Annotated in this window: 32 protein-coding genes; 1 reads left to right on the top strand and 31 read right to left on the bottom strand. The window is 36.4% G+C overall.

Annotation, left to right across the window (positions count from 1 at the left end):
* Positions 1–16: 16 nt before the first annotated feature.
* The 29 genes from resA to J2R98_RS03580 form a co-directional block, all read right to left on the bottom strand.
* Positions 17–553: a thiol-disulfide oxidoreductase ResA gene (resA, locus tag J2R98_RS03440; RefSeq protein WP_307066143.1), complete on the bottom strand. Its 537-nt coding sequence runs from the start codon at positions 551–553 to the stop codon at positions 17–19.
* Between the two features lie 64 nt (positions 554–617).
* Positions 618–1,364, bottom strand: a complete 747-nt coding sequence (locus J2R98_RS03445) for a pseudouridine synthase (protein WP_307066145.1) — start codon at positions 1,362–1,364, stop codon at positions 618–620.
* A gap of 99 nt (positions 1,365–1,463) precedes the next feature.
* Positions 1,464–1,991, bottom strand: a complete 528-nt coding sequence (locus J2R98_RS03450) for a spore maturation protein (RefSeq protein ID WP_370871924.1) — start codon at positions 1,989–1,991, stop codon at positions 1,464–1,466.
* The gene (locus J2R98_RS03455; protein ID WP_307066147.1) at positions 1,991–2,581 is read right to left on the bottom strand and encodes a nucleoside recognition domain-containing protein; all 591 of its coding nucleotides are present in this window, start codon (positions 2,579–2,581) and stop codon (positions 1,991–1,993) included. Before J2R98_RS03455 ends, J2R98_RS03450 begins: the two co-directional genes overlap by 1 nt.
* Positions 2,582–3,481 (bottom strand): D-alanyl-D-alanine carboxypeptidase family protein, encoded by a 900-nt coding sequence (locus tag J2R98_RS03460; RefSeq protein ID WP_307066148.1) that lies wholly within the window; start codon positions 3,479–3,481, stop codon positions 2,582–2,584.
* A gap of 160 nt (positions 3,482–3,641) precedes the next feature.
* A complete protein-coding gene (locus J2R98_RS03465) occupies positions 3,642–4,103 on the bottom strand; it encodes a DUF3907 family protein (RefSeq protein WP_307066150.1) in 462 nt (153 codons plus the stop codon).
* Positions 4,104–4,146: 43 nt separating this feature from the next.
* Entirely contained in the window at positions 4,147–4,725 is a 579-nt protein-coding gene (gene scpB / locus J2R98_RS03470) for an SMC-Scp complex subunit ScpB (RefSeq protein ID WP_307066152.1), read from the bottom strand.
* Positions 4,706–5,464, bottom strand: coding sequence for a segregation/condensation protein A (locus J2R98_RS03475; protein WP_307066154.1), 759 nt, complete (start codon positions 5,462–5,464; stop codon positions 4,706–4,708). The genes scpB and J2R98_RS03475 overlap by 20 nt, the downstream gene beginning before the upstream one ends.
* Positions 5,465–5,612: 148 nt before the next feature.
* Positions 5,613–5,954, bottom strand: a complete 342-nt coding sequence (locus J2R98_RS03480; protein WP_307066156.1) for a GNAT family N-acetyltransferase — start codon at positions 5,952–5,954, stop codon at positions 5,613–5,615.
* 141 nt (positions 5,955–6,095) lie between these two features.
* Positions 6,096–6,530 (bottom strand): peptidylprolyl isomerase, encoded by a 435-nt coding sequence (locus J2R98_RS03485; protein WP_307066158.1) that lies wholly within the window; start codon positions 6,528–6,530, stop codon positions 6,096–6,098.
* A 27-nt stretch (positions 6,531–6,557) separates the two neighbouring features.
* Positions 6,558–7,835 (bottom strand): diaminopimelate decarboxylase, encoded by a 1,278-nt coding sequence (gene lysA, locus J2R98_RS03490; RefSeq protein WP_307066160.1) that lies wholly within the window; start codon positions 7,833–7,835, stop codon positions 6,558–6,560.
* 165 nt (positions 7,836–8,000) lie between these two features.
* Entirely contained in the window at positions 8,001–9,470 is a 1,470-nt protein-coding gene (locus J2R98_RS03495) for a spore germination protein (protein ID WP_307066914.1), read from the bottom strand.
* Positions 9,471–9,485: 15 nt separating this feature from the next.
* Entirely contained in the window at positions 9,486–9,836 is a 351-nt protein-coding gene (gene spoVAE, locus J2R98_RS03500) for a stage V sporulation protein AE (protein WP_307066915.1), read from the bottom strand.
* A gap of 2 nt (positions 9,837–9,838) precedes the next feature.
* Positions 9,839–10,852 (bottom strand): stage V sporulation protein AD, encoded by a 1,014-nt coding sequence (spoVAD, locus tag J2R98_RS03505; RefSeq protein ID WP_307066161.1) that lies wholly within the window; start codon positions 10,850–10,852, stop codon positions 9,839–9,841.
* A gap of 19 nt (positions 10,853–10,871) precedes the next feature.
* A complete protein-coding gene (spoVAC, locus tag J2R98_RS03510; protein ID WP_307066163.1) occupies positions 10,872–11,318 on the bottom strand; it encodes a stage V sporulation protein AC in 447 nt (148 codons plus the stop codon).
* 15 nt (positions 11,319–11,333) lie between these two features.
* Complete coding sequence (locus J2R98_RS03515; protein ID WP_307066165.1) at positions 11,334–11,750, bottom strand: stage V sporulation protein AB; 417 nt, start codon at positions 11,748–11,750, stop codon at positions 11,334–11,336.
* Positions 11,743–12,354 carry a stage V sporulation protein AA gene (locus J2R98_RS03520; RefSeq protein ID WP_307066166.1) on the bottom strand — a complete coding sequence of 204 codons (612 nt, stop codon included), beginning with the start codon at positions 12,352–12,354 and terminating at the stop codon, positions 11,743–11,745. Before J2R98_RS03520 ends, J2R98_RS03515 begins: the two co-directional genes overlap by 8 nt.
* A 471-nt stretch (positions 12,355–12,825) precedes the next feature.
* On the bottom strand, positions 12,826–13,578 hold the full coding sequence (sigF, locus tag J2R98_RS03525) for an RNA polymerase sporulation sigma factor SigF (RefSeq protein WP_370871925.1): 753 nt from the start codon (positions 13,576–13,578) through the stop codon (positions 12,826–12,828).
* Between the two features lie 5 nt (positions 13,579–13,583).
* Positions 13,584–14,027, bottom strand: coding sequence for an anti-sigma F factor (spoIIAB, locus tag J2R98_RS03530; RefSeq protein WP_307066170.1), 444 nt, complete (start codon positions 14,025–14,027; stop codon positions 13,584–13,586).
* Positions 14,024–14,377, bottom strand: a complete 354-nt coding sequence (gene spoIIAA, locus J2R98_RS03535; protein ID WP_307066172.1) for an anti-sigma F factor antagonist — start codon at positions 14,375–14,377, stop codon at positions 14,024–14,026. The genes spoIIAB and spoIIAA overlap by 4 nt, the downstream gene beginning before the upstream one ends.
* Before the next feature lie 77 nt (positions 14,378–14,454).
* Positions 14,455–15,636, bottom strand: coding sequence for a D-alanyl-D-alanine carboxypeptidase family protein (locus tag J2R98_RS03540; protein ID WP_307066173.1), 1,182 nt, complete (start codon positions 15,634–15,636; stop codon positions 14,455–14,457).
* A 110-nt stretch (positions 15,637–15,746) separates the two neighbouring features.
* The gene (locus J2R98_RS03545) at positions 15,747–17,051 is read right to left on the bottom strand and encodes a pyrimidine-nucleoside phosphorylase (protein WP_307066175.1); all 1,305 of its coding nucleotides are present in this window, start codon (positions 17,049–17,051) and stop codon (positions 15,747–15,749) included.
* Positions 17,052–17,064: 13 nt separating this feature from the next.
* Positions 17,065–17,886 carry a purine-nucleoside phosphorylase gene (locus J2R98_RS03550; RefSeq protein ID WP_307066177.1) on the bottom strand — a complete coding sequence of 274 codons (822 nt, stop codon included), beginning with the start codon at positions 17,884–17,886 and terminating at the stop codon, positions 17,065–17,067.
* A gap of 22 nt (positions 17,887–17,908) precedes the next feature.
* Positions 17,909–19,084 carry a phosphopentomutase gene (gene deoB / locus J2R98_RS03555; RefSeq protein WP_307066179.1) on the bottom strand — a complete coding sequence of 392 codons (1,176 nt, stop codon included), beginning with the start codon at positions 19,082–19,084 and terminating at the stop codon, positions 17,909–17,911.
* A 69-nt stretch (positions 19,085–19,153) separates the two neighbouring features.
* A complete protein-coding gene (gene xerD, locus J2R98_RS03560) occupies positions 19,154–20,038 on the bottom strand; it encodes a site-specific tyrosine recombinase XerD (RefSeq protein WP_307066181.1) in 885 nt (294 codons plus the stop codon).
* A gap of 91 nt (positions 20,039–20,129) precedes the next feature.
* On the bottom strand, positions 20,130–20,579 hold the full coding sequence (fur, locus tag J2R98_RS03565) for a ferric iron uptake transcriptional regulator (RefSeq protein WP_307066182.1): 450 nt from the start codon (positions 20,577–20,579) through the stop codon (positions 20,130–20,132).
* 110 nt (positions 20,580–20,689) lie between these two features.
* Positions 20,690–21,325 carry a stage II sporulation protein M gene (spoIIM, locus tag J2R98_RS03570; RefSeq protein WP_307066183.1) on the bottom strand — a complete coding sequence of 212 codons (636 nt, stop codon included), beginning with the start codon at positions 21,323–21,325 and terminating at the stop codon, positions 20,690–20,692.
* 78 nt (positions 21,326–21,403) lie between these two features.
* Positions 21,404–22,573: an endonuclease Q family protein gene (locus tag J2R98_RS03575; RefSeq protein WP_307066185.1), complete on the bottom strand. Its 1,170-nt coding sequence runs from the start codon at positions 22,571–22,573 to the stop codon at positions 21,404–21,406.
* A 1-nt stretch (position 22,574) separates the two neighbouring features.
* Positions 22,575–23,129: an NUDIX domain-containing protein gene (locus tag J2R98_RS03580; RefSeq protein WP_307066187.1), complete on the bottom strand. Its 555-nt coding sequence runs from the start codon at positions 23,127–23,129 to the stop codon at positions 22,575–22,577.
* A gap of 92 nt (positions 23,130–23,221) precedes the next feature.
* Between J2R98_RS03580 and J2R98_RS03585 the strand changes: the two genes are divergently transcribed.
* Complete coding sequence (locus tag J2R98_RS03585) at positions 23,222–24,148, top strand: aldo/keto reductase (protein WP_307066190.1); 927 nt, start codon at positions 23,222–23,224, stop codon at positions 24,146–24,148.
* A gap of 37 nt (positions 24,149–24,185) precedes the next feature.
* Here J2R98_RS03585 and J2R98_RS03590 read toward each other — a convergent pair whose 3' ends face one another.
* Together J2R98_RS03590 and J2R98_RS03595 are read right to left on the bottom strand one after the other, a co-directional pair.
* Entirely contained in the window at positions 24,186–25,157 is a 972-nt protein-coding gene (locus J2R98_RS03590; protein ID WP_307066192.1) for an MBL fold metallo-hydrolase, read from the bottom strand.
* Positions 25,158–25,226: 69 nt separating this feature from the next.
* Positions 25,227–26,846, bottom strand: a complete 1,620-nt coding sequence (locus tag J2R98_RS03595) for a M20/M25/M40 family metallo-hydrolase (RefSeq protein WP_307066195.1) — start codon at positions 26,844–26,846, stop codon at positions 25,227–25,229.
* Positions 26,847–26,876 lie beyond the last annotated feature (30 nt).

Below are 26,876 nucleotides of genomic sequence, written 5' to 3' on the forward strand. Positions count from 1 at the left end.
CGATTTTGTTTATTTCTTATTGAGGTAAAATTTCATTAAAATAAGTTTCTAAACTTTCTAGTGTAACTGGTCCGCGTACAATACGTTCAATTGTGCCATCAGGATTAATAAAATATGAAGTAGGTAACGGAACAATTTCATACGCTTCCATTACTGTTTCATTTCGATCGTGTGTACTAGGAAACGATAAATCTAATCGGTTATAAAAGTTATTTATAACTGTTTCGTTTTTATCTACACTTACAGCAACAATTTCAATACCTTGATCATGATACTCTTCATATAATTGATCCATATACGGCATTTCTTCTTTGCAAGGCTCACAATAAGTGGCCCAGAAGTTAACCATAACACCTTGACCTCGTAAGTCGTGTAGTTCTATTGCTTCACCCTCTTGATCTAAACGATCCAATTTGAAGTTTGGTGCTTCCATTCCTTCTTGTAATGAAGGGCGTTCAGATCCAGCGTTAACGATTAATACAAACACTAGCGTCCCTGCTAAGATTGCTAAAACAATACTTCTAAATATAAGGCGTTTTTTCTTCTTTTCCAACAGGATCCCTCCTCATTGCCATTATATCATTCGTCTAATCAGACTTATTTAACATCTTTGAACATTATTTAACATTTTTTTGCGTAATGTCTTTAAGCTGTTTTACTTCATGTGGTGTTAATTCTCGATACTCACCTGGCTGTAGATTACCTAAAGTTAATGTACCAAATCGTTCACGTTTTAACTTTTCAATTCTATATCCCAGCGCCTCAAACATTCGACGAACTTGTCTATTTTTGCCTTGATGTAGAACCAACTCAATTTTTGTTTTACCTTTCTTTTTATCAACTTCCATAATGCGGCTCTTCACTGCTTTAAGACGTTCACCATCATGGGTAACACCTTTCTTTAACTGCAATACTTCTTCTTTAGATAGTTCACCTTTTACTTTAGCGACATAAACCTTATCCACTTCAAATTTAGGGTGGATCAATTGATTAGTTAGGTTGCCATCGTTTGTTAATAATAAAAGTCCTGTCGTATCATAATCAAGGCGTCCAACTGGATAAACTCGCTGCTCAATCTCACCTGATAACAAATCAGTAACGACTCTTCTACCTTTATCATCTTCAACAGTTGAAACAACTTGTCTTGGTTTATTAATCATGAAATAAACTGGCTGCTCTTTTTCAATAATAATGTTGTCCACTGCGACTTCATCACTTTGCCCGACTTTTGTTCCTAATTCGCTAACAACCTTACCATTTACTTTTACTCGCCCTGATTCGATTAGCCCTTCAGCTTTTCTCCTTGATGTTATACCACTTTTTGCAATTACTTTTTGTAAACGTTCTTTTTGTCCGCTCATCATTTTCCACTTCCTTAGTCTGTCTAAATTATGTACATACTTATATTATGGCACAAGAAAAGCGTTAACATCATGGTTAACGCTCGAATTTCTTTAATACCATTATGAACCAAAAATAAGGTAACATACAACTAACGAAGCAATTATACCAACGAAGTCAGCTAAAAGTCCAACTTTTAATGCATCTCCCATCTTTCTAATACCAACAGCCCCAAAGTAAACTGTTAATACGTATAACGTCGTATCTGTACTTCCTTGCATAGTTGATGCTAATTGACCGATAAACGAATCTGGCCCTTCAGTTTTAATTAAGTCGGTGGCAATACTTAGTGAAGCTGTGCCAGATATAGGTCTCGTAATCGCAAGTGGAACAATCTCAGAAGGAATATTAAAGATTGAAAGTACAGGATCAATCAAATTAACAAAAGCATCCAATGCACCAGACGCTCTAAATATACTAATTGACACGATCATCCCTAATAAAAAAGGAAGCAAGGAAACAGCCATCTTAACGCCTTCCTTACCTCCTTCAACAAACGTCTCGTACGTTGGAACCCTTTTGTAAGTTCCATACAGTAAAACCGTTAAAATGATGAGCGGAATAATCCAGTTACTTATATGTACAAGCATTATATAAGACTCCTTTGTCTCCTGTAATAAAAATATCGATCAATCATGATTGCTCCGACCGTAGAAATTAAAGTAGCTATAATAGTAGAACTTACAATTTCAGTAGGGGCCATCGAATCATATTGCATTCGAATGGCAATAATCGTCGTTGGAACAAGTGTGACACTTGATGTATTCAGAGCTAAAAACGTAATCATAGAACGTGAAGCAACCTCACTATCATTATTTAACTTTTTCATCTCATGCATCGCCTTGATCCCAAGTGGTGTTGCTGCATTACCTAAGCCAAACAGGTTCGCTGAAAAGTTCGATAAAATATATCCCATGGCTGGATGGTTGGCTGGAATCTCTGGGAATAGTCTTGTAAAAACAGGTTTAAATAAATGAGCTAACTTTTCTAATAGACCAGCCTTTTCAGCAATACGCATTAAGCCTAACCAAAACACTAATACACTTACAAGACTGATCGTAAGCGCAACAGCGTCTTGAGCACTACTAAATATGACTTCATTTACTTCTTCAATTGTGCCATTAAAAAATGCGTAAATAATTCCAATCGCTGCTAATGCTACCCAAATGATATTAACCATTTAAATTGCCCCTTGTAAGTAACGGAACGATTTCATAAACCTTTCCCATAAAGAAGGTTCACTCGCCTCTTCTCCAAAAAATATGGGAATTTCCGGCCTATCTTCTAAATGAGAGAATGCATAGCTGTACAGTAATCGATGGTCATTCCAATCATCCGATGCATCGATCGTGACCACAACCACTTCATTTCCATCTTGTTCGGCTGTTGTAACTAAAGTCCTCCCAGCAATGCTCGTGTAACCTGTCTTACCACCTGTACATACTTGGTCATAAGTCATAAGTAATTTATTTTTATTCATCCAATGATAGCCAACATTTTCTGATAAGTATCGTTTTGTACCAAAAATCTCTCTAAAGTCGTCACTCATATTCATCGCGTAACTTGTTAAGACCGCCATATCATAAGCAGTTGAATAATGGTCATCTTCATCTAATCCGTGTGGGTTCTGAAAGCTACTGTTTTGCATCCCAATCCAGTCCGCTTTTTCATTCATTAAAAATGCAAAGCCTTTCTCACTCCCAGCAACATGTTCAGCAATTGCATAGGCTGCATCATTTCCAGAGCGTAACATCAGTCCGTATAATAAATCTTCCAATGAATATACATCACCAGCTTGCGTGTATATTGAGGAACCAATCATTCTTGAAGCTTCGTTTGATATCGTCACTTTTGAATCTAATTCTTCATGCTCTAGTGCAACAATTGCTGTCATTATTTTAGTAATACTAGCAATTGGCAATTCCTCATGAATATTCTTTGAATAAATGACTTCTTGGGTTTCCATATCAATTGCAATAGCACTTTTAGCTGATACACCTGGCTCAGCATGTGTCATGACAGTAGGTTGCCACCAAATTAATAAACATCCAATAAGAGCAAGGGAAATAAATTTTCTCATCTGACATCTCCTATTCCGTAACTGTCTTGTCCTATTCTCATGAAACATTATATGGTGTTATGATGGCTTGTATGATTATAATCCAATAAAAAAGGTGACCCCGTAATTAAAAATCGGGATCACCTTTTAGCTGATTAACTATTCAAAAGTATCAATATGACTATACAGCTTCTAAATAATCTAACTCTTCACGTAAATCTTGGAATGTCGGCTCAATCAATTTTGCTAATTCAAGTATATGATTACCAGGCTCACGCTGGAATTCAATCGACATTTTATTTTGGTATGAAGCACGACTATCCTCATACCAAAGATCATCTTTAGGAGAGAAAAACTCATTAACACACTTAAAATAAACGCCTCTTAACACTTTTTCAAGCACTTCTTCTTGAATGTCTTTGGTTGCTATTAATCTTTCTAAAGCAAATTTCCCCTCCATACAGTAAACTTCTAGATAACGCAAATGCTTCACGATTGAACGTACATAATCTTGATTAAGTTGCGCTTCATCATTCAAAATAAAAGTTACGCTTTTATCATTTAAAAAATAATTTAAATCACGCTCTATTATATCTAATTGATTATAGACTTTCTCAGCCTGTGAAAATAAGTGTGTGCTCATCGGCCACAAAGTTACCTCCTTGACGAACAATCATCAAATAATTTTATGCAGACGGTTCCTCCATATCATTGAAAAACAGATCAGCATCTTGCACAGCCTCTTGAAGGTTTTCATCTGGTAATGGTGGTAGCTCTTCTAACGATGTTAAACCGAAAAAGGTTAAAAACTCTTTCGTCGTTTGGAACAAGATGGGCCGACCACTTGTTTCTTTCCGCCCACATTCTTCTATTAGGAATCGAGAAACTAACGTTTGAATGGGCCCATCACTTTTCACCCCTCGAATGTCTTCAATTTCAACCCTTGTAATTGGCTGTTGATATGCAATGATTGCTAAAGTTTCTAAAGCGGCTTGTGAAAGCTTGGAACTTGAATTTGTTTCCTGCATTTTTTCAAAATATAAAGCGTGTTCAGACTTAGTTGTTAAGTAATAAACACCCTTTTGTTCTAAGATAGATAATCCCCTTTGTCCATGTTCATAATCATACTTTAACTCTTCCAATAAAATTTCGGCGGTTTCCCCGTTGACAGAGAGAACTTTCTTAATTTGTGCCATTGATATTCCTTCATCGCCTGAAGCAAATAACAACCCTTCAAATACGCCTTTAAGTTGAGCTAGTTCCATAATAATCCTCCGTTAAGGCCACTGTTATATCTTCAAAATTTTGATTCTGGTAGCATATAATCGTATGAGTTTTCATTAATTCAAGCAATGCTAGAAAAGTTGTAACTACTTCAAACTTCTGCTCATATTCAAACAACCCAAAAAATGAAGACTCACCTTTAAATAGTTGCAACGATTTAATAACATCATTCATTCGATCTTCAATTGAGACCTCTTGACGTTGGATTGTTGTTTCCATAGGTTCAAGTAATTTTTTTCTTCTCAAAACTTTTTGAAATGCTTCTGTTAAATCAACAACAGAGAGCACTTCGCTTCGCTTTACGACATCATCCGATTGATACGGCGTTAAGTCAATTGGTGCTCTAGTGTATACTTGATTGGATTCTTGTTCTTTTTCCTGTAACACTTTTGAAGCTTCTTTATACTTTTTATATTCAACTAACCGTTGAATTAGTTCTTCTTGTGGATCTTCTTCATATTCATCTTCAAAATCTAACTCTTGTTTTGGCAGTAGCATATTACTTTTAATTTCTAACAAGGTCGCTGCCATAACTAAGTATTCACTAGCAATATCTAAATGTAAATCTTGCATTGTATGGATATAGTTCATATATTGATCTGCGATTTCTTTTAAAGGAACTTCATAAATATCAATCTCATACTGATTAATCAGATGTAATAATAAGTCTAATGGTCCTTCAAACGCGTCAGTTTTTACCTTATAGATTGACTCACTCATCAACTCACTCATTTCAAATCAGTTACCATTCTATTTCATGTTACCAAATATCAAAGCAAAAAGGAATATCGTAATCTGTTTCCTTTTCGCTCTGTAAGCACAAATAAAGTGGCTTCAACTCTCAAGGAGTCGAAACCACTCTTTTTATTTAATCACATTGATCAAAGAAATCTTTAGTTTGGCCATCACCACAAATATCGTATTGATCTTGATACTGGTCTTTTAAAGCCTTAACCATTTCTTTACCTATTCCTTGATTACGATGTGAAGGTGTTACGCTAATATGCTGAACAATCATTTGTTCGTTATTAAACCTAGCACCAATCGCACCTAATATATCTTCATCTTTCCATAAAAACAATTGCCAATCATCATTGTTTTCATATTCTTTGATTGTAGATTGCAGCTTTTTAACTTCTTTTTCATCTGGCATGAAGGAGAGTAAGCCCATGGCAATCTTCTCAAAGCTCTTTTTATATTTTATAAGCATAGAAACCCCTCTTTAAACTTTCAATTACTTACATATTTTTACCAAAAAAACGTCTATATAATACAATATATACTTTACTCGTTTTTGTTCATTTGTCAATAATACATTATTTAGGAAGAGGGAGACAAAAATTATACAACATTAAGCTTCTGTGATCACTACTTTTTGCATGATATCACCTGGTTGAATTCGGTCCACAATTTCGACTCCTTCTGTTACTTTACCAAAAACAGTATGGCGTCCGTCAAGGTGTGGCTGAGCATCATGACAAATAAAGAACTGGCTTCCACCTGTGTCTTTACCTGCATGTGCCATTGATAATGAACCACGTTCATGTTTATTCGGATTTCCTTCCGTTTCACACTTAATAGTATAGCCTGGTCCACCAGTTCCATTACCTGTTGGACATCCCCCTTGGATTACAAACCCAGGAATTACTCGGTGGAATGATAAACCGTCGTAAAATCCATCATTAGCAAGTTTCACAAAGTTATCAACTGTGTTTGGCGCTCCATCTTCAAATAAATCAATTTTAATTTGTTCTCCATTTTCGAATTGAATCGTTGCTTTTTTCATTTCAAAATCCCTTCTTTCTTTTCTATTTTACTCATATGAAAGGTCAAAACGTGTCAAATCTTGATATCGTTCACGTTTTATTACTAATCGATCTTCACCATTTTCAACAAAAACGACTGCTGCTTTCGGAAACCGGTTATAATTACTTGCCATTGAATAGCCATATGCTCCTGTTGAAAACACAGCTAAATAGTCGCCACTTTCTATGGTAGGCACTTCTAAGTCCCATATTAACATATCGCCTGTTTCACAACACTTACCAGCAATTGAAACAGTTTCTTCTTTCGGTTCATCCAATTTGTTAAGTAGCTCTGCTTCATACTCTGCTTGATATAGAGCAGGTCTTATATTATCGGTCATACCGCCATCTACAGACACATACTTACGCACACCTGGAATATCTTTAATCGATCCAACTTCATAAATGGTCACACCTGCATCACCAACAATTGAACGTCCTGGTTCGATCCAGATTTCTGGAATAGCTAACTCATGTTCACTAGCTGCCTGTTTAACTGATTCGACTAAAGCCGTGACATAATTTTGTAATGGTAACGGCTCATCTTCTTGGGTATATTTAATTCCAAAGCCTCCACCAAGGTTAATCACTTCAGCTTCGAAGCCTAATTTTTCTTTCCACTGACTTAAGGCTTTATATATAGCTTGGACAGTCATTTCAAACCCTGTCGTTTCAAAAATCTGTGATCCGATATGGCTATGCACACCTTGCAAATGGATTCTTTCGTTGTTTAATAATTGAGAAACTGCTTGATCAGCTTGACCGCTTAATAGATCAAAACCGAACTTCGAATCTTCTTGACCAGTCAAAATATATTCATGTGTGTGTGCTTCAATACCAGGTGTGATACGAATGAGTGCATTAACTGTTTGGTCCTTCTCTTTTAAAATCGCATTTAAAAGCTCTATTTCATAAAAATTATCAATGACGATACATCCAACATTCTGATCAATTGCCATCTCTAACTCAGAAATACTTTTGTTATTGCCGTGAAGGTGGATTTTTTCAGCAGGGAATCCTGCTTCAATGGCTGTAAATAATTCACCTTCTGAGACGACATCTAAGCTTAATTCTTCTTGTTTTGCCACTTGAAGCATTGCAATTGAAGAAAATGCTTTACTCGCATATGCTACTTGAAAATCAACGTCTTGTTCTTTAAAAGTTTGAACAAACGCCCTTGCGTTATTTCGAATTTTTTCTACGTCATATACGAAAAGTGGTGTTCCATACTTTTCTGCTAAACTAATTAAACTTTTGCCACCTATGTGTAATGTGTCTTTAACCATGAAACTCACCTATCCATTTCTCTATAAGACAATTCTCTCTATACAATACAGTAAACTTACCATATGGAAAAGCAACGTTCAATTATTTTTCGCTCGAAAATCTCATTTCAAACCTCGAACACAAATTAAGCAGGTTATGAATATAAACATAACCTGCTTTAAACATTATTCAGATCCTGTTCGCTTATCATCTTGTGGATGAACGATACTCGGACGACGTTCTTGAATCGGAACTGATACTCTAAATAAAATGTTATACAATGCTTTACCGTTAAACGGGATTAACGGCCATAAATATGGCGTATTTAATGAGTAAGTGCGAGTTAAAATCAAAGCATATAAAGTCATTCCTAGCACTAATCCTAAAACGCCAAATGATGCAGTTAAAATGACAAGTGCCATTCTTGATATTTTATTAGCTACTGATAGCTCATAACTTGGTGTTGCGTAACTTCCAACCGCTGCTATAGCGACGTAAAGTATAATTTCTGGTGTGAAGAGCCCAACCTCAATGGCAATCTCACCAATTAACACCGCTGCTATTAAACCGAGCGCAGTCGATACAGCAGTCGGTGTATGAATGGCTGCTATACGTAGGAACTCTAACCCTAAGTCTGCTAATAATGCTTGTACGACAATCGGCACATTCCCTTCATCTGATGGACCAATATAAGCTAAGTTTTCAGGTAGTCTGTCAGGTTCTAAAACAAACAGTAACCATAACGGGAGTAGGAATAATGAAGCCAAGATACCTAAAAACCTTACCCACCTTACGAATGTACCGACAAAAGGAACTTGTCTAAATTCTTCGGCGTGTTGTACGTGATGAAAATAGGTGGTCGGTGTAATCATTACACTAGGTGAAGTATCCACCATAACAAGCACGTGTCCTTCAAATAAATGGGCTGAAGCTACATCAGGCCTTTCTGTATACCTAACTAATGGAAAAGGTGTTTTAGCTTGGCTTAAAATAAATTCTTCTAACGTTTTATCTGACATGGATAATCCATCTACATCAATCTTTTCAATCTCACTTCTTACCGTTTCAATTAACCCTGGGTCCGCTATATCATCAATGTACATAATTGAGACGTCCATTTTAGAACGTCTACCAACTTGCATAATTTCTAAGCGTAGATTTTCATCTCTCACACGTCTTCTAGTTAAACCAGCATTTTCAATAATATTCTCTGTAAAACCATCACGCGAACCACGAACTACCCGCTCTGTATCTGGTTCTTCTGGTCCTCTTCCAGGGTAATTACGAACATCTACTACAAAGGCCTTATCTTTTCCATCTACTAATACAACTAATAACCCTGACATAATCTCAGTAGCAGCATCATCAACCGACTGAATTTCTTCGAATTGGTGATTAGCTAACCTGTTTTTAACGATTTCAGGTACTTTATTTTCATTCTCTTCAAAGTCATTGATCTCAATAACTTTCTTTAATATTTCAGTGACAAATTCGGTATCAACCAAACCGTTTACATAGTAAAAGTCCACTTCTTTACCTAAAACAATAATGGTTCGATAACCAATATCAAACGACACATCAAGCCCGAGCTTTTCCTCAAATATCTTTCTATTTTCTGTAATTGAACTTTTAATTTTCAGTTCATCTTTAGCCATAAACAAACGCACCCTTTATCCTCTTGGTTTAAAGATCAATGCTACGATAAATCCGAATAATATAGCTGATGCAATACCGGCTGATGTTAATTGGAATATCCCCACTGCAATACCTAAAAATCCATGATCCTCCGCTTGTACCATTGCACCGTGTAACAAAGAATGCCCGAAACTTGTAATCGGAACAGTAGCCCCAGCACCGGCAAATTCGATTAACTTATCATACAATTCAAAACCATCTAAAACTGCACCAGCAACAACAAAAGATGACATGACATGTGCGGGTGTTAATTTGAAAATATCTAACAGGAGTTGCCCAATGACACAAATTGCACCACCGACTACAAAAGCCCAAAAGAAATCCATAATCATGTTGCACTCACCCGCTTCAATACAACACCGTGAGCAATACACGGAATTGTTTCTTTTTGTTGTACAATCGTAGGACTAAGTAACGCACCCGTAGCGACAACCAACACTTTATTCAACTCCCCTGCTTTTAACTGCTGAACAACTTGACCATAAGTTACAATGGCTGATGCCGCACATCCGCTCCCACCAGCAAATATGTTTTGGTTTGAGTGATAAACCATTAACCCACAATCACGATGCACATTTTCTATGTCATAACCTGACTGGTAAGCTAACTTCTTAACGATTGGAGTACCGACACTCGATAAATCACCAGTTAATATTAAATCGTAATCCTCTGGAGTCCGATTGAAATCTTTTAAATGTTGAACGATTGTATCAGCAGCTGCTGGTGCCATAGCTGAGCCCATATCAAGTGGATCATCCGCTCCAAAATCGATAGCCTTACCAATTGTGGCCCCCTCTACTTGAATCGAACTATGCTCTTTTGAAATTAACGCCGACCCTGCACCAGTTACAGTAGATGTTGCTGTGTCAGGTTTTTGGCCACCATATTCAGTCGGATAGCGAAATTGTCTCTCAGCAGTTGAATAATGACTACTCGTACTAGCCAATACATAATCACAGTTTCCACTATCAACTAGAGATGCACCCATAGCCAATGTTTGCATTGAAGTAGAGCAAGCACCGAAAACTCCCAAGAAAGAGCTCCCGTAATTTCTTGCAGTATAATTTGAAGAAACAGTTTGATTTAAAAGGTCTCCACTTATAATTAAATCAATGGCATCTTCACGAACCTTCGACTTTTCTATACACAACATAATCGACTTATTGAGTATATTTTGTTCTGCTCGCTCCCAAGTTTTGCCGTCACAGTATAAATTCTCATATGAATAGTCAAAGGTTTGACCAAGAGGACCTGCTTTCTCTTTAGGACCTGTGACAGTTGCCGTTCCTTTTATATAAACTTCGTTGTTGTTAAAGACCCATGAATGTTTTCCTTGTTTCATATAAGAACCACCTTACAATTTAAAATAAAGTTTGAATTGTATAACGAATCATACCGACAACGTAAGCAGCCACCGTTCCAAATACAATGACAGAACCAGCTAGCTTAAACATATTAGTAGCAACCCCTAATACAATCCCTTCACTCTTATGTTCTAATGCTGCACTTGTAATAGAGTTTGCAAAACCTGTGACTGGTACGGCTGAACCTGCACCGGCAAATTGTCCTATCTTGTCATACACTCCAAAGCCTGTTAATAAAGCTGCGATTAATATTAAGGTCGTAATGGTTGGATTAGCTGCTTCTTTTGAAGTGAATCCGAACATTTCCATATAAAAAACGGTCAGTCCTTGTCCAATTAAACAAATAAATCCCCCGACTAAAAATGCCTTTAAGCAATTTCGAAAATACTTAGGTTTTGGCTGATAATCTTTTAATGATTGCTTGTAATTTTCTTTTGTAATCAATCGTCTTGCTCCTTTCTAATTTACAAAAAATATCCATTGAAACAACGACCCTAAAATCTTTCCAAAAACTATAGCTAAAACTAATAAAGGAATAAAATTGTCTACTTGTAATCTTTTAGCTAAAATCGGAAATACATTTAGTACTTCAGTTAATGCAGCTGCCAACATTCCGATAAAAATTCCATGTAACAATCCCCAATACATTTCAACGAAGATCGATGTTTGAAATGTGTAGTCACTAAAAGTAATCCAAATACCAAACATAGCACCTAATATGACTGACCATTCATAAACGCGGATCAACTTCCCTGACTTAGACAATTGAACTAACCGAGGAATTATTCCTAATACTGTTAGAAAGGCTACAAAACCAGAACCTACCGCTAACCCAGCAGATAAGCCGACAATAATTTCTACAGCGTAACTAATCATTATTTTTGTTCAACTCATTTTCATTAAATGTTACGTATTCATATAAATTCTGGTCGTAGTTAAACATTTCAACTTCGAGCGGGCTCGGTTCTTCATTAAATTTTTTCTTCAAAAAGTGATTAAAAAATAAAATCATCCCTAAACCTAAACCAATCGAATATGGGACTTGTAACCAAAGAACACTTCGGTCTATATCTCCAGACATCATACTGTGTAACTTCTCCTGTACCTCTGGCATACTGACATCAAAATGAAAATTCATAATAGCCATAGCTGCACCTATAAATAGAAGTGTCCAAATGAAAAACACATAAATTGGATACATTTTCGTCCGAGGTTGTTCCAGTATTAAAATCGTTTGTGATGGTCCAACAGATTCAATGTCGTTTTCTGGGTATAGGTTTTGAATTTTTTTAATAATGTTATATAAATCAATTACTTTATACGTTTGATCATTCTTTGTTACTTCGTAAACAAATAAGTTTAAAAGTTTATTTTGCAGTCCCTCTGCACAACTAATCCAGGCGATATCTCCTAGTCTTATTTGGTCGTTGACGTTGACTTTCCGTTTGTATTTCAGACGCAAATAGATGACATTAGACATTTGTTAGACCCATCCCTTGAATTGCTATATTGTTATTATGTACATCAGATAGTAATCCATGTATTTTTTACAACTTATAATAAGCCATAATATTAAGCTCTCTTGATGACAAACTAAAAAGAGGCTGAGGCAGAACTGATTGTAAAAAAACAAAACCCGAACGAAATCACTTTTTGATTTCGTTCGGGTTTATCTTTTAACATCGCTCCATCAAAATGCTTCGCTTTCCGTGGGCGGCTGGTGAGCCAAGCTACTACTTCGAGTAATCTTCTTGTGCTTTGCACCGAGGAAGCCTAATTCGAAGATTAGCTAGAAGACGCAGGTGCATCCGGTGGGGTCTCACCCTGGCCTTTGCTCCCACAGGAGTCTCAGCATTTTGATTCCGCTAGGTGACTGCTCACCTAAGCTGAAATGGTTAGTGTTTTAATCACACTCCAACCCTTTTGTCTCAACCTCTTCTTAATTATAATTTTATGTCTCCAATAAATCTTCTAATTCAGACAATATACTCTTTTCTAGACGCGAAACCTGGACTTGCGATATATTTAATCGTTTAGCCACTTCTGATTGTGTTTGATCTTTATAGTATCTTAAGTAAATAATTAACCTTTCGCGATTGTCTAGTTTTTGTATCGCTTCTTTTAAAGCAATGTGATCAAACCATCGTGTTTCTTTATCTGCAATTTGATCCATCAATGTAATTGGATCACCTTCATTTTCATACACTGTTTCGTGAATGGAATGAGTGCCTTGGTTTGCTTCTATTGCCATAACAAGTTCTTCTTTCGGAATCTCCAATGCTTCACTTAACTCTGCAACGGACGGAGAACGCCCATATGCTTTTGTTAACTCATCTTTTTTAGCTCTAATTTTATGGTTCATCTCTTTTAATGATCGGCTCACTTTAATTGAACCATCATCTCGAATAAATCGCTGTATTTCACCAATAATCATTGGAACAGCATAAGTCGAAAAGCGCACATCATAACTTAAGTCAAATTTATCAATTGACTTAATTAATCCAATACACCCTATTTGAAATAAGTCGTCAGCTTCATAACCTCGGTTTAGAAAACGTTGAACAACCGACCAAACAAGTCGGGTGTTCTTCTCAACAATTAAATCCCGCGCGTCTTGATCACCTTGCTGACTTCGTTCGATGAGTTCTTTCACTTCTTCATTTGATAAAGCGCGCTCATCCTTAACTTGCTTATTTTCTTTCATTGACATCACCGGACAGCATGACGTTCATTGTGATTGAATTTCTTCCTCAATATTACCGTTGTACCTTGACCTTCAGCTGACACCACTTCAAACTCATCCATAAAATTCTCCATAATTGTAAAACCCATTCCCGAGCGCTCTAACTCTGGCTTAGAAGTATACATCGGTTCAACAGCTTCATCGATGTCTGGAATCCCTTTTCCGTAATCGATAATCTTTAATGAAACTTCCTCGTCATCAATATGGCACTCTAATTCTACAACACCTTGGTCCACTTCCTCATAACCGTGAATAATAGCATTCGTTACCGCTTCAGAAACAACTGTTTTCACTTCAGTTAATTCATCCATCGTTGGGTCAAGCTGGGATATAAAAGAAGCAACAACTACTCTTGCAAAAGATTCATTTTCACTTTTAGCAGCCATCTCAACTTTCATATGATTGTTCATGAAGCCACCCCCAAACGGGATAGTGCAGCTGTTTCATCCTCTTCAGTATTAACTAGTTTAAACATCCCGGAAAGTTCAAATAACCTTTTAACAGATTTATTAATGGAGCAAATGACCATCTCACCATCATTAGCTTTAACTTCCTTATAACGACCAAGGAAAACACCTAAACCTGATGAGTCCATAAACGATAACCTCTCTAAATTAACAACGACATTTTTGACGTCGTCATCCTGTAAATACTCTTTCCATTTTTCCTTTAACGATTCTGCTTCATGATGGTCTAATTCACCAACTAAACGAACAAGCAACACATCTTCTTTTCTCTCGAAATGTGAAATAAGGCTCAACGCATTCTTCCTCCTTTGAATAGATGCTATTGAGCCTTTTCGCCATAGTTACTTTAATTTCCTGCACAGAGACAAAACTAGTTTAAATTCGACATAACATCTCGATGGTGTAGTTGATTCATCATTCGTTTCCACAATGTCCAAACGGATGCGTCCTTCACCTCTTCTTTAACCGTTAAAGGATAATCTTTAACGAGTTGTTCATCTTTATAGATTTCAACTTTACCAATTTCATCACCTTTTGCTAATGGCCACTCATCAGAAGACTCAACTGAAACTTCAGTACGATAATCACTAATATTTTCACCTTTTTCTAATAACATCGAAATGTTTTGTTTAGGTGCAGCTACTAAATAGTCATTGTCTGCTTTAATATGTTGCCAGTGGTGTAATTCATCACCTTTTGCATGAATTTGATGCAATTCATAGTGTCCATATGCATAATCAAGCATCGACGTAATATCAGCATTACGTTTTTGTGGTGTTTCTGCACCCATTACGACGGATACGACTCTCATGTCACCTCGTTTGGCTGTTGCTGTTAGACAATACTTAGCTTCACTTGTATAACCCGTTTTCAAGCCATCAACACCTTGGTAAAACTTAACTAACCTATTCGTGTTAACGAGCCAAAACTCATCATCTGTATCTTGTCTTAAATAGTCTTCATAAATTTTTGTATATTCGGTGATTTCTTCATGATGAAGTAGCTCCTGAGCAATTCGAGCCATATCATGAGCAGTACTATATTGATTTTCATCAGGTAAACCTGTCGAGTTTACGAAGTTTGTATTCTCCAATCCAAGTTCCGTCGCTCGTTCATTCATACGATCGATAAATGCTTGTTCAGTAACCGAAATCCGTTCTGCAAGTGCTACAGTTGCATCATTTGCAGAGGCTACTGCAACAGCTTTTAATAAATCTTCCACAGTCATTTCTTCAAATGGTTCAAGATAAATTTGTGAACCACCCATTGATGCAGCATATTCACTTACTTGAATGGTCTCATCCAATGTGATGGTCCCCTTATCCAGCTCTTCCATAATTAAAAGCATAGACATAAGTTTCGTCATGCTGGCAGGTGGTAATCGTTTATGTGGATCTTTATCATACAGAACTGTTCCTGTATCAACCTCTAACAACATAGCTGATTTTGCCGACTCAACTAGTTCACTACTACCTTCTTCGTTAGCCCATATATTCGTTTGTGGAAATAATAAGAATAAGATCATCGTAGAAATTGTAATTTTACGTAACATAGTAATTCCCTCCATTCATGCTTCATATTTTTTCCATAGAAATTTTTTTTATTACATAAAAACAAAAAAATCCTGAGTTTTCTTTTTTAGAAAACCCAGGATTTAATATATTACTCAGAAATGATTGTTTTAATTAATTGTGGTGATTGTACACTTTCGTTAGTTAGAGTGATGTTTTCGTATAGCTTTTCTTTTATTGAATTAACATCTTCTTGATTAGAATGAATCGTTAATAAAGAGTCACCTTCTTCTACGTAGTCACCAACTTTTTTGTTTAACACGACACCAACAGCAAGGTCAATTTGTGAATCTTTCGTTTGACGTCCTGCTCCTAATAACATTGCTGCATTACCGATCTCATCGGCAACAATTTCGCTTACATAGCCTGATTGTTTAGCAGGTAGTTCAATATTATACTCGGCTTGTGGTAATTTGTTCGGTTCATCAACAACCGATGCATCTCCACTTTGTGAGGATAAGAATGTTTTCAATGTTTGTAAAGCTTCACCATTTTCGATCACTTTTTCTAACAAGTCTCTTGCTTCATCTAGTGAACTTGCCTTTCCACCTAGTACGACCATTTGACTTGCAAGTGTAATTGATAGTTCGGTTAAGTCTTCTGGCCCTTCACCACGTAACGTATCAATGGCTTCTTGGACTTCTAGTGAATTACCAATTGCACGCCCTAACGGTTGTCCCATATCGCTAATAACAGCCATCGTATTACGGCCAACATTATTACCGATGGACACCATTGCTTTAGCAAGTTCAACTGATTCTTCTTCGCTCTTCATAAATGCGCCTGCTCCAGTCTTAACATCAAGAACAATCGCATCAGCACCAGCGGCAATTTTCTTACTCATAATGGAACTAGCGATTAATGGAATCGAGTTAACTGTCGCTGTAACATCTCTTAAGCCGTAAAGCTTTTTATCAGCTGGTGTTAAATTACCTGATTGACCAATTACAGAAAGCTTATTTTCATTGACTAAGCGAATAAATTCTTCGTTGTCGATCTCAACGTGGAAACCTGGTACAGCCTCTAATTTATCAATTGTACCACCTGTATGACCTAAACCACGTCCGCTCATTTTAGCAACTGGTACACCTACAGCCGCAACTAGGGGTGCTAAAACTAATGTTGTTGTGTCGCCTACTCCACCTGTAGAGTGTTTATCAACTTTCACCCCTTCAATAGGCGAAAGGTCAATTGTGTCTCCAGACTCTACCATAGCCATTGTTAAAGTGGCACGCTCTTGTTCTGTCATGCCATTAAAGTAAATAGCCATCGCTAAAGCACTTGCTTGATATTCTGGAATTGAACCATCTGTATACCCTTCTATGAAGAAATTCAATTCCTCATCAGTTAATGCTTCACCATCTCTTTTCTTTGCGATAATATCATACATTCGCATGGCAATTGCCTCCTTACAACGATTGCAACGTTTGTTTAACTAGTTGAATAAATTGTTGTTTCACTTGTTCAGTCGTTTCTATAACTTCATCGTGAGATAAAGGTTGATCAAGTATACCTGCAGCCATATTAGAAATACAGGAAATACCTAGTACTCTCATTCCAGCATGATTAGCTACAATAACCTCTGGTACTGTAGACATCCCTACAGCATCTCCACCTAACGTTCTTAGCATTTTCACTTCACTGCTTGTCTCATAAGTCGGACCTGAATTACCAACGTAAACACCACGTTGCACGTTTAGACCTATTTCATCAGCCGTCTTTTGAGCTGTCTCGATTAAATCACGGTCATAAGCTTGCGACATGTCTGGGAAACGAGGACCTAATTCATCAACATTTTTACCCATTAATGGATTATCACCCATATTATTAATATGATCTTCAATTAACATTAAGTCGCCAGCATTGAATGATTCGTTAATTCCACCTGCTGCATTCGTTACAACAAGCTTTTCAACGCCTAATTGTTTCATGACACGTACTGGAAATGTAACGTGTTGCATTGAATAGCCTTCATAATAGTGAAAGCGACCTTGCATCGCAACAACTGTTTGACCTTGTAACTCACCAATCACAAGTTGACCTTTATGCCCTTCAACTGTTGATTGAGGGAAATGTGGGATCTCATGGTATGGAATTGTTACAGGGTTATCGATCTCATCAGCTAAAACGCCTAAACCAGACCCTAAAATTAAACCGATATTTGGTGTTTGCCCCGATAATTGGTCACTAATATGTTTCTCAGACTCCCTAATTTGTTCGATTAATGACATGTGTATTCTCCTTTATATACGATTATTTAATATCTTTAAGAAAGCTTTCGCCGAATTCAGGCATTTTTGTGTTAAAGTTATCGGCTACAGTCGCTCCTACATCAGCAAATGTTTTACGCATCGGTAAGTTCTGACCCTCTGAAATACCTTTGTGGAAAACAAGTAACGGTACATACTCTCTTGTATGGTCCGTACCATGATGAATTGGGTCATTCCCGTGGTCAGCCGTTATAATTAATAAATCGTCTTCATCCAGTTTGTCTAATACTTCTGGTAAACGACGATCGAACTCTTCTAGCGCCTCACCGTAACCCTGTGGATCACGACGGTGTCCGAATTTCGCATCGAAATCAACTAAGTTTAAGAAGTTTAATCCATTAAAATCTTTGTCCATTGATGCAACTAACTTGTCCATACCGTCATTATTATCTTCTGTACGAATCGCTTCAGTTACGCCTTCATCATCATAAATATCTGAGATTTTACCTAAAGCGACAACATCATAACCGTCATCTTCTAAGTAATTCATCACTGTTTCGCCAAATGGCTTAAGTGCATAATCGTGTCTATTTGGTGTTCTTTCAAATGAACCTGGTTCACCAACAAAAGGTCTTGCAATAATACGACCGATCATATAAGGTTCATCTTTTGTAATTTCACGAGCAAATTCACAAATTCCATGTAGTTCTTCTACAGGAACAACGTCCTCATGTGCTGCAATCTGTAATACAGAGTCAGCTGATGTATACACAATAAGTGCGCCTGTTTCCATATGTTCTGGACCTAATTCTTTTAAAATTTCTGTTCCTGAAGCTGGCTTATTACCAATAACTTTACGACCTGTTTTTTCTTCTAAACGATTAATTAAATCATCCGGAAAACCATCAGGGAAAACACGAAATGGCTGATCAATGCGTAAGCCCATAATCTCCCAATGGCCTGTCATAGTATCTTTACCTGCTGAAGCCTCTTCCATCTTTGTAAAATGAGCCTCAGGCTGAGTAGATTGACCTATACCTTCTACTTCATGAATATTCCCTAAACCTAAACGTTCCATATTCGGCATTTTTAAACCGCCCATATGTTGTGCAGTGTGACCTAACGTATCAGCACCTTCATCACCGAACTGTTTAGCATCTGGTGCTTCACCAACACCTACTGAATCCATTACTACTAAAAATACTCTTTTAAATGACATCTTGTTACAACCTCCATTTTACTTACATCATAAAGGAAACGCTTTACAATATAACATAAATTACTTTGATTATGCACGCGGATGGTAATCTTGATAAATATCTTTTAATCTAGATTTTGAAACATGGGTATAAATTTGTGTAGTTGAAATGTCTGCATGGCCTAACATTTCTTGTACAGCCCTCAAATCAGCACCATTTTCTAATAAATGTGTAGCAAATGAATGCCTTAACATATGAGGTGTAATTTCTTTAAAGATCCCTTGATTACGTGCGTGCGCTTTCAACACTTTCCAAAAACCTTGCCTAGTCATGGTATTCCCTCTATGGTTCAAAAATAAAGCATCATTTTTCTGTTTTTTTAATAATGCATCACGACCATAGTCGACATAGGCTTGGATCGCATCTTGTGCTGGTTTACCGAGCGGAACAATTCTTTCCTTTCCACCTTTACCGACAATTCTTACAAATCCCATTAATAAATGAAGGTCATCTATTTTTAATGAGAGTAACTCTGAAATACGTAAACCGGTTGCATACAATGTTTCAAACATTGCTTTATTTCTTAGTTCAATTGGCTTTTCCCCACTTACTTCTAATAAACACTCAACTTCTTCATTAGATAATACTTTCGGTAACTGTCTTTCTTTTTTAGGTCGTTCAATATGTAAAGTGGGATCATTTGATATTTGATGTTCTCGAACAATAAACTGATGAAATGAACGAAGTGTGGAAATCATACGTGAAATACTTGCAGAAGATTTCCCTTGCTCTTTCATTTGATTGAGAAGTCCTCTAACGTGCTGACGTTCAACATCATTTATTGATTCAATTTTTTCTTCTTGAAGGTATGTTATATATTGCTTTAAATCTCTTTCATATGAGCTAATCGAGTTATCAGCTAAGCCTTTCTCAATTCTTAAAAAGTGTAGGAAATCCTGCATTAAATCTCTCATCAACATACCCCTTTTGTTTGGAAAAAGTAAAAGAAACGCATAAAGTATAAAAGACCTTTTGTCCATTTGGATAAAAGGCCTAGTTATATTATTATTCACTTTGTTTATTTTGACAACTTTTGCAAACGCCATGAAAAGTAAGTCGGTGATCTTTAACATCAAATTCAAATTGTTTCTCTACAACCTTTTCAACATCACCTAACAAATCTTCTTCAATTTCAGTAACAGAACCACACTCAACACAGACTAAATGGTGGTGGAAGTGTTCTGCGCCTTCTTTTCTCAGGTCGTACCTTGATACACCATCACCAAAGTTAATTTTATCAACCACTTTGAGCTCGGTCAGTAATTCTAACGTACGATAAACGGTTGCCAGTCCTATTTCTGGAGCTTTCTCTTTTACGAGGAGATAGACATCTTCCGCACTTAAATGATCTTGCTCATGCTCCAACAAAACTCTTACAGTGGCTTCGCGTTGTGGAGTTAGTTTATAACTTTGAGAGTGTAATTGTTTCTTAATGTTCTCAATGCGGTTTTCCAATACAATCTCTCCCCTCTTTCCTACACTCATAATTATAAAAAAAGGGGGTGTTTGTGTCAAATTATAATAATTTTAAACAAACTATTATAATTAATATTATATAATAACTATTATAAACTACTCACTATCCACTCTAGCATATTAGACGATACAAAAGTTTCTAAAACAGAGCCAACGCCAACTAACAATAACGCAACAATATACGATCTAATGTAAAAAACACTTACATCACTAATCGTATTTGAACTTTGATGTTTAACAAACAAAATACGTAACACATGAATCGTAAATACCATACTGCTCGCTGCGATAATAAGATAGGCTGGAACGATCAAAAGGTTTTGCGGTGCAATCGACATGACAGATAATAGAAAACCTTGCCACGATAATTGGTTAACTAGGAAGCCGACCGTAAAGCCAATCACAACCCCTTTTACAAACAATAGGAACCATACGACTGGTAATCCAACAAAAGATAATCCAAATAAGAACAAAAAAGTAATGTATTTTCCATGTGTCCAAAGTGCATCCCAAAACACAGCTAAGTAACTACCTGTTGGTTGTTCAGACAAAGTATGAAAATACTGTTCGACAAAGAAAAATAAATCTTGTCGCTGTAAGAAGTTTAAACTACTCACCATCATCGACCCGAAAATGACACCGATTAGAAACAAAACAAACAAAAAGACGTACAAACTATAGTAAGGTTGAATGTGAATTGTAAGTGCTTTCGGCCACTGTTTCATCTTAGTTCCTCCATTCATTTCTACTCTAGTAAAAAACTATGTTGGTAGAATTGAATATAGAACTAATTAAGAGATTAATTATTTTTCTACTTTTCCATATTGACCAGCGCCTCCTGGTACAACTTGAAGCTCACCTTTTCTAAGTTGAATAATTTGTCTAGCAACATTAGAAGATACAAGTTGGTTTAAATCTTCCTCAGTCGCTTCATGAATAATATACATATCATGGTGTAAGTACTTCCTTAGTTTAGCTAACATTTTCGGCCCTAATCCTGGAACATACTTTAGAGGAACTTGATGAATGTAAGGGGGACGTTCGACAATTGACGATGTTCGCCCTTGCGATTGCTCAATTTCGTTAATCCTTCTCGAAACTCCTTTAATAATCTTATTTGAACCACACCAATGACAATGACTAAGACTTTGACTAATAGATCCACATTGTCGACATTTTGTTTCATAATACTTACCTAGTTTCGGGTTTAGTCCATAATTGCAAACTAATTTGCCTTGATTAAATGCTAAAGCTTGTGCTAGTCCTCTAAAAGATCGCTCACTTAAAAGTAACTTTTGGTACTCTCTACCGATATTTTCTAAAGAATGGGCATCAGAATTAGTTAGAAAAGGATAATATTGAAGCTCACTAATAACTTGAGCCATTGCAGTATCAGAACTTAACCCAAGTTCAATTGCGTCAATTAAACTTGGGTCAAATACTTCTTTAAGCGAACTTTTAACACCTTTGCCATACAAACTTTTAAAAGGTGTAAAGACATGTGCTGGTACGAACAAACCGTCTAACTGTTTCACTTTGTGTTGCAAACTAACACCATCTATATAGATTCTTTGAGAGCTTAGGTGAGGGTTTTTGACATATTTTTGATACCAATGTGTAAACTGCTTCATCTTTTCAAGTGTCGGAAAATAACATAAAACGTGAATTGGTCCAGAACAAAATGAATCATATACTTCAATTTCACTACCTAAAAGGACTGTCACTTCCCCGTTGGAAAGACCTCCACCTTCAAGTTCTGCAATTTCTTTATTCTTAATCATTTCATCAAACTCGGTTAACACTTCTGGAGAGTGAGTATCAATAAGGCCAATTAAGTCGATTCCTTTTACATTTTTAGCGAACTCAAAAATGTTACGAACGGTAAGGTTGTTCGAGGCTGAAATTTTTACAGCATTTCCTTGCTTTGTTTGTCCAATATGGACGTGTAAGTCAGCATAATATGTTTTAGACACTTCATTCACCCTTTAAAGACTGATACATTAAATAATAAATAGCATGAATCGTTTTAGCGTCATGTATACGTTCTTCTTCTATTAATCGAAGTGCTTCTTTAATAGATACCTCTTTTAGTTCGACAAATTCGTCTTCATCCATTTGAAGCTGATCTTCACTTACGACTTCTAGCCCTTCCGCTTTATAAATATAAATAATTTCATCAGCAAACCCAGGTGAAGTGTAATAGGAGACAACATAACTTAATGACTGGGCACGATAGCCTGTTTCTTCTTCTAACTCTCTAGCAGCAGTGATTTTAGGAGATTCACCTGCTTCTAATTTACCGGCAGGAATTTCGATAATGCTTTTACCGAGTGCCTTTCGATATTGTTCTACCATGACAATTTTATCTTTATCAGTTAATGCAATTAAAGCGACTGCTCCAGGGTGTCTAACGAGTTCTCGTTTTGATGTTTCACCGTTTGGAAGCGTAACGTCATCAACTTCAACATCTATAATTCTACCTTCATATATTTTTTCTGTATGTATAGTTTTTTCTTCAAATTTATTCATTAATCTCACCTCTTCGTGTATTTTATCACATTACGGCTTAACGTTTGTCATTAAGCTTTAGTGTCGATAAAATAAATTCAAGGAGGGATACGATGAATAAACGTCAATTAGGAAACACAGATCTACATATTTCAGAAGTTGGCCTTGGCTGTATGAACTTAGGGACGAATGAACAAAATGCTAAAGGTATTATTCACGAGGCAATAAATGCAGGGATCAACTATATTGATACAGCTGACTTATATGATTACGGTGAAAACGAGAAGCTGGTCGGTAAAGCACTAAAAGGAAAAAGGCAAGATACAATAGTAGCCACTAAAGGTGGTAACCACTTTGAACCAGGTCAAGACGGTTGGTATTGGGATCCGTCTAAAAAATATTTAAAAGAAGCGATTAAAAATAGTTTATTACGTTTAGGGTTAGATGATGTTGATCTATACCAATTACATGGCGGAACAATTGAAGACCCTATTGATGAAGTCATCGAAACGTTTGAAGAGTTACAACAAGAAGGGTTAATTCGTTACTTTGGATTGTCCTCGATCCGACCAAATGTCATCAAATCTTATGTTGATCAAACAACCGTCACGAGTAATATGATGCAATATAGTTTGTTAGATCGTCGTCCTGAAGAAGAGCTTTTAGATTATTTAGACAGTAATCAAGTAAGTGTTTTAGTTAGAGGCGCTTTAGGTAAAGGGATGTTAACGAGCAAAGGCATTGAACAATGGGAGAAAAAAGGAAGTAACGGCTTTTTAGAGTACGATCAAAATGAACTTAAACAGGTAATCGAAAAACTACAAGTGCTTGCTCAAGAAGCAAATACAACTCCACAATCAATTGCTATGCATTATTGTTTAAGTCATCCAGGAGTATCTAGCTTAATTTTAGGTGCTAGTCGACCTGAACAAATTCAACATAATATTAAAGCATATTATGACGCACCAAACGATGAAGCGATTGTTAAAGAAGTATCTAACATGACTAAAGAGCAAATTTATGAACAACATCGGGTGTAAAAAAGCCCCATCCTACTTATAGGCTGGGGGCTTAATATTAATAGGAAAAGGTCTTACAGGGAGAGTATTTTAACACGCCCTCATCTAAATAAGAATTGATTTTCCCTTCGTATTCCAAATAATCGAGTTGACCGATCGTTTCAGACATCGTCAATCCGAATTGCTTTTCATAATGCTTTGGGAACAAGTATTGGCATACTTCAAACGGTGTGGCATCGTGTTTCTTCAAATAATCAAAGACATGCTCTGCCCGCTCCTCTTGACGTTTAATTCGGTGATCTATCAACTTCTCATTGAACTGAAAGGGTTCACCATGTCCCGGCAACACTTCGCCGATCTTGTAATCCTTTAACTTTTTCATCGCTTTTCGATAATTAATTAGAGACTTCGGTCGTTCTTTTTCACCAACAAGCGGTGCTTCTAAAATCGGATTAGACGAGATGTGTTTTAATAGGTGGTCCCCTGCGATTAAACTCCCACTATTTCGATCAAAAAACGATAAATGACTTTGTGCATGACCAGGTGTTTCTATGACAGAAATAGACGGTAAATTGGGGATGACATTACCCTCTAAAATTGTCTGAGTTAAGCGGCCATTCCCTTGAAATTTAAAAGCGCTCTCAACCGTCTTATCAATTTTTCTGTATTGATGAGGGACATCAAAACGATTATATAATTCATCGAAAAAAGCGAAATAATGCTGAAAGTACTCACGATCTTCTTTCAACCATAAGTCGGTAATCGGATGACCATATATTGCTTCTACTTGATCAAAGTACTCGATCAGTCCAGTATGGTCTGGATGATGATGTGTTAACACAATTTGTTTTATATCAGATGGCTCTAAACCAATTTCTTTTAATTGTTGCTGAAAAGCTTCCCACGCTTCTTCAGTATTAACACCTGCGTCAAATAGGGTCACTTTCTCACCCATATATATATAACAATGTACATCTCCAACTGCATACGGTGTCGGAACGGTAATTTGATGGATTGTTTGATGTGTCATTATATCTGTTCCACCTTTTAAGTTATTTTGCTAATATTATACTACAAAAGTTAAAAATTGCATCTATTTTCAAATAATTCTCTTAAATGTTTCGTGAATTGTATGATCAATGATCGTCGGCAACTTTTCAAAGGAATAAATTAGCTCTAGCCTTTCCGACCACTGGTGTGCATCTTTACCCAGTGGACCTACATTTAATGTCGGTATTGCCCATTTTTGTTTTGGAATATAATTTCCCTGGAATTGTTGCATCGGTAAATTCATTGATAATTGATCAAAGTCTGCTTCACTGCTCGTCGTTTCTCCAACAAAGCTTAAATCAGAAATACCGTTGAAATATGACAACGTAATTGGGTTAGCACCTTCACTTTTCATCTTCTCTTCAATACTTTTAACTAGCCTTTTTATCATCGTATTTTGTTCACTCGTAACAGCAGGGTAAAAAGGTGGACTATAAAACAACACAATCATCGGCGCTAAATGACTACACATATAGGCTAAATCTTGTACTAAAATCGTTGAAAAGTCTCGGTCACCAGTTTGTCTTTCACTTAATAATTTAGATCTCCTTTTATCTACCTCTTCTTGACCGTACTTATTAACGGCTTCATTGTATAATTGCTCATAACTTAATATTGAAATGTCTAAAGAAGGTCCTTGTTCAAATTGCCCTGCTTGTTCTTTAAACTTCTCATATTGGTTCTTTAAATGATTTTCAACTTCATTCTTGGTCTGTTCCATTACTTCATACAATTTTTCGGTTATATCAGTGACAGTTTGTTTCATAAACAATATGTTATACATCGAAACAGCTGTAACAGGTGTTTGTACAGAATAATGTTCTTTTAAATCTCGACTCATCAAACTAACAGGTGGAGGTGTAACTTCCTTACCAACTTTCTCCACTAACTCATCGTTTAACTCTAAATTTTTATTTAAATAGCTAATCATTAAATTCGCATTTAACCCATGAAACGGTTCCCCGACATGAGTTTCTTTTCCATAGCACAGGAAACCAGGAAGTACTTTTCCTAAAGATCCAGTATATAAATACATATTTTCATCTTCAGGGTATTGCCTGAACATTGGCTCACTATTTAAACAAAGTTTATATTGTAAATTTTCCTCTTCTTGTATGTCCTTTAATACTTCTGTAGCTTTGAGCATGCCCAATGAATTGACTTCTTCATCTGGTACGACGAGTAATAAAATATTACCATCCCATTCACCGTGAATCGCTTTCTCGATCATCGATAAATGTAAAGCCGTTCCTGCTTTCATATCCATCGTTCCACGACCAAATAACCAATCTCCGTTCTCTAAGTCACGTTGTGCTTCTTCAGGCAACATTTGAGATTGTTCTTTAAATAAATGAGTTAAATACGTTGGATCAAATGCATAGTCTTTATAAGCTCCATAATCTTCAACGTCTACTACATCAATATGACTTAACAAAACGACCGTATCTTGAGCGTCACCATTTTTAACTAGCGCGGTTAGAACCCCTCTACCATCATCTAAATGATGAACATTTAAATGGTTAGGATTTTGACTAAAATAATCTTCTTTAGCTAATAAACTTTGTATGTACGTTACTATGTTTCGTTCGTCTTCTTGCCCAGTAATACTATTAAAACGAACTAACTGACACAATAGGTCTGTTAACTGTTGTTTTGATTGCCACTTCATCACAAAAACCACCCCATCTATATATTGACT

Origin of the sequence: Alkalibacillus filiformis, assembly GCF_030814115.1 — a bacterium.
Lineage (GTDB): Bacteria > Bacillota > Bacilli > Bacillales > Alkalibacillaceae > Alkalibacillus > Alkalibacillus filiformis.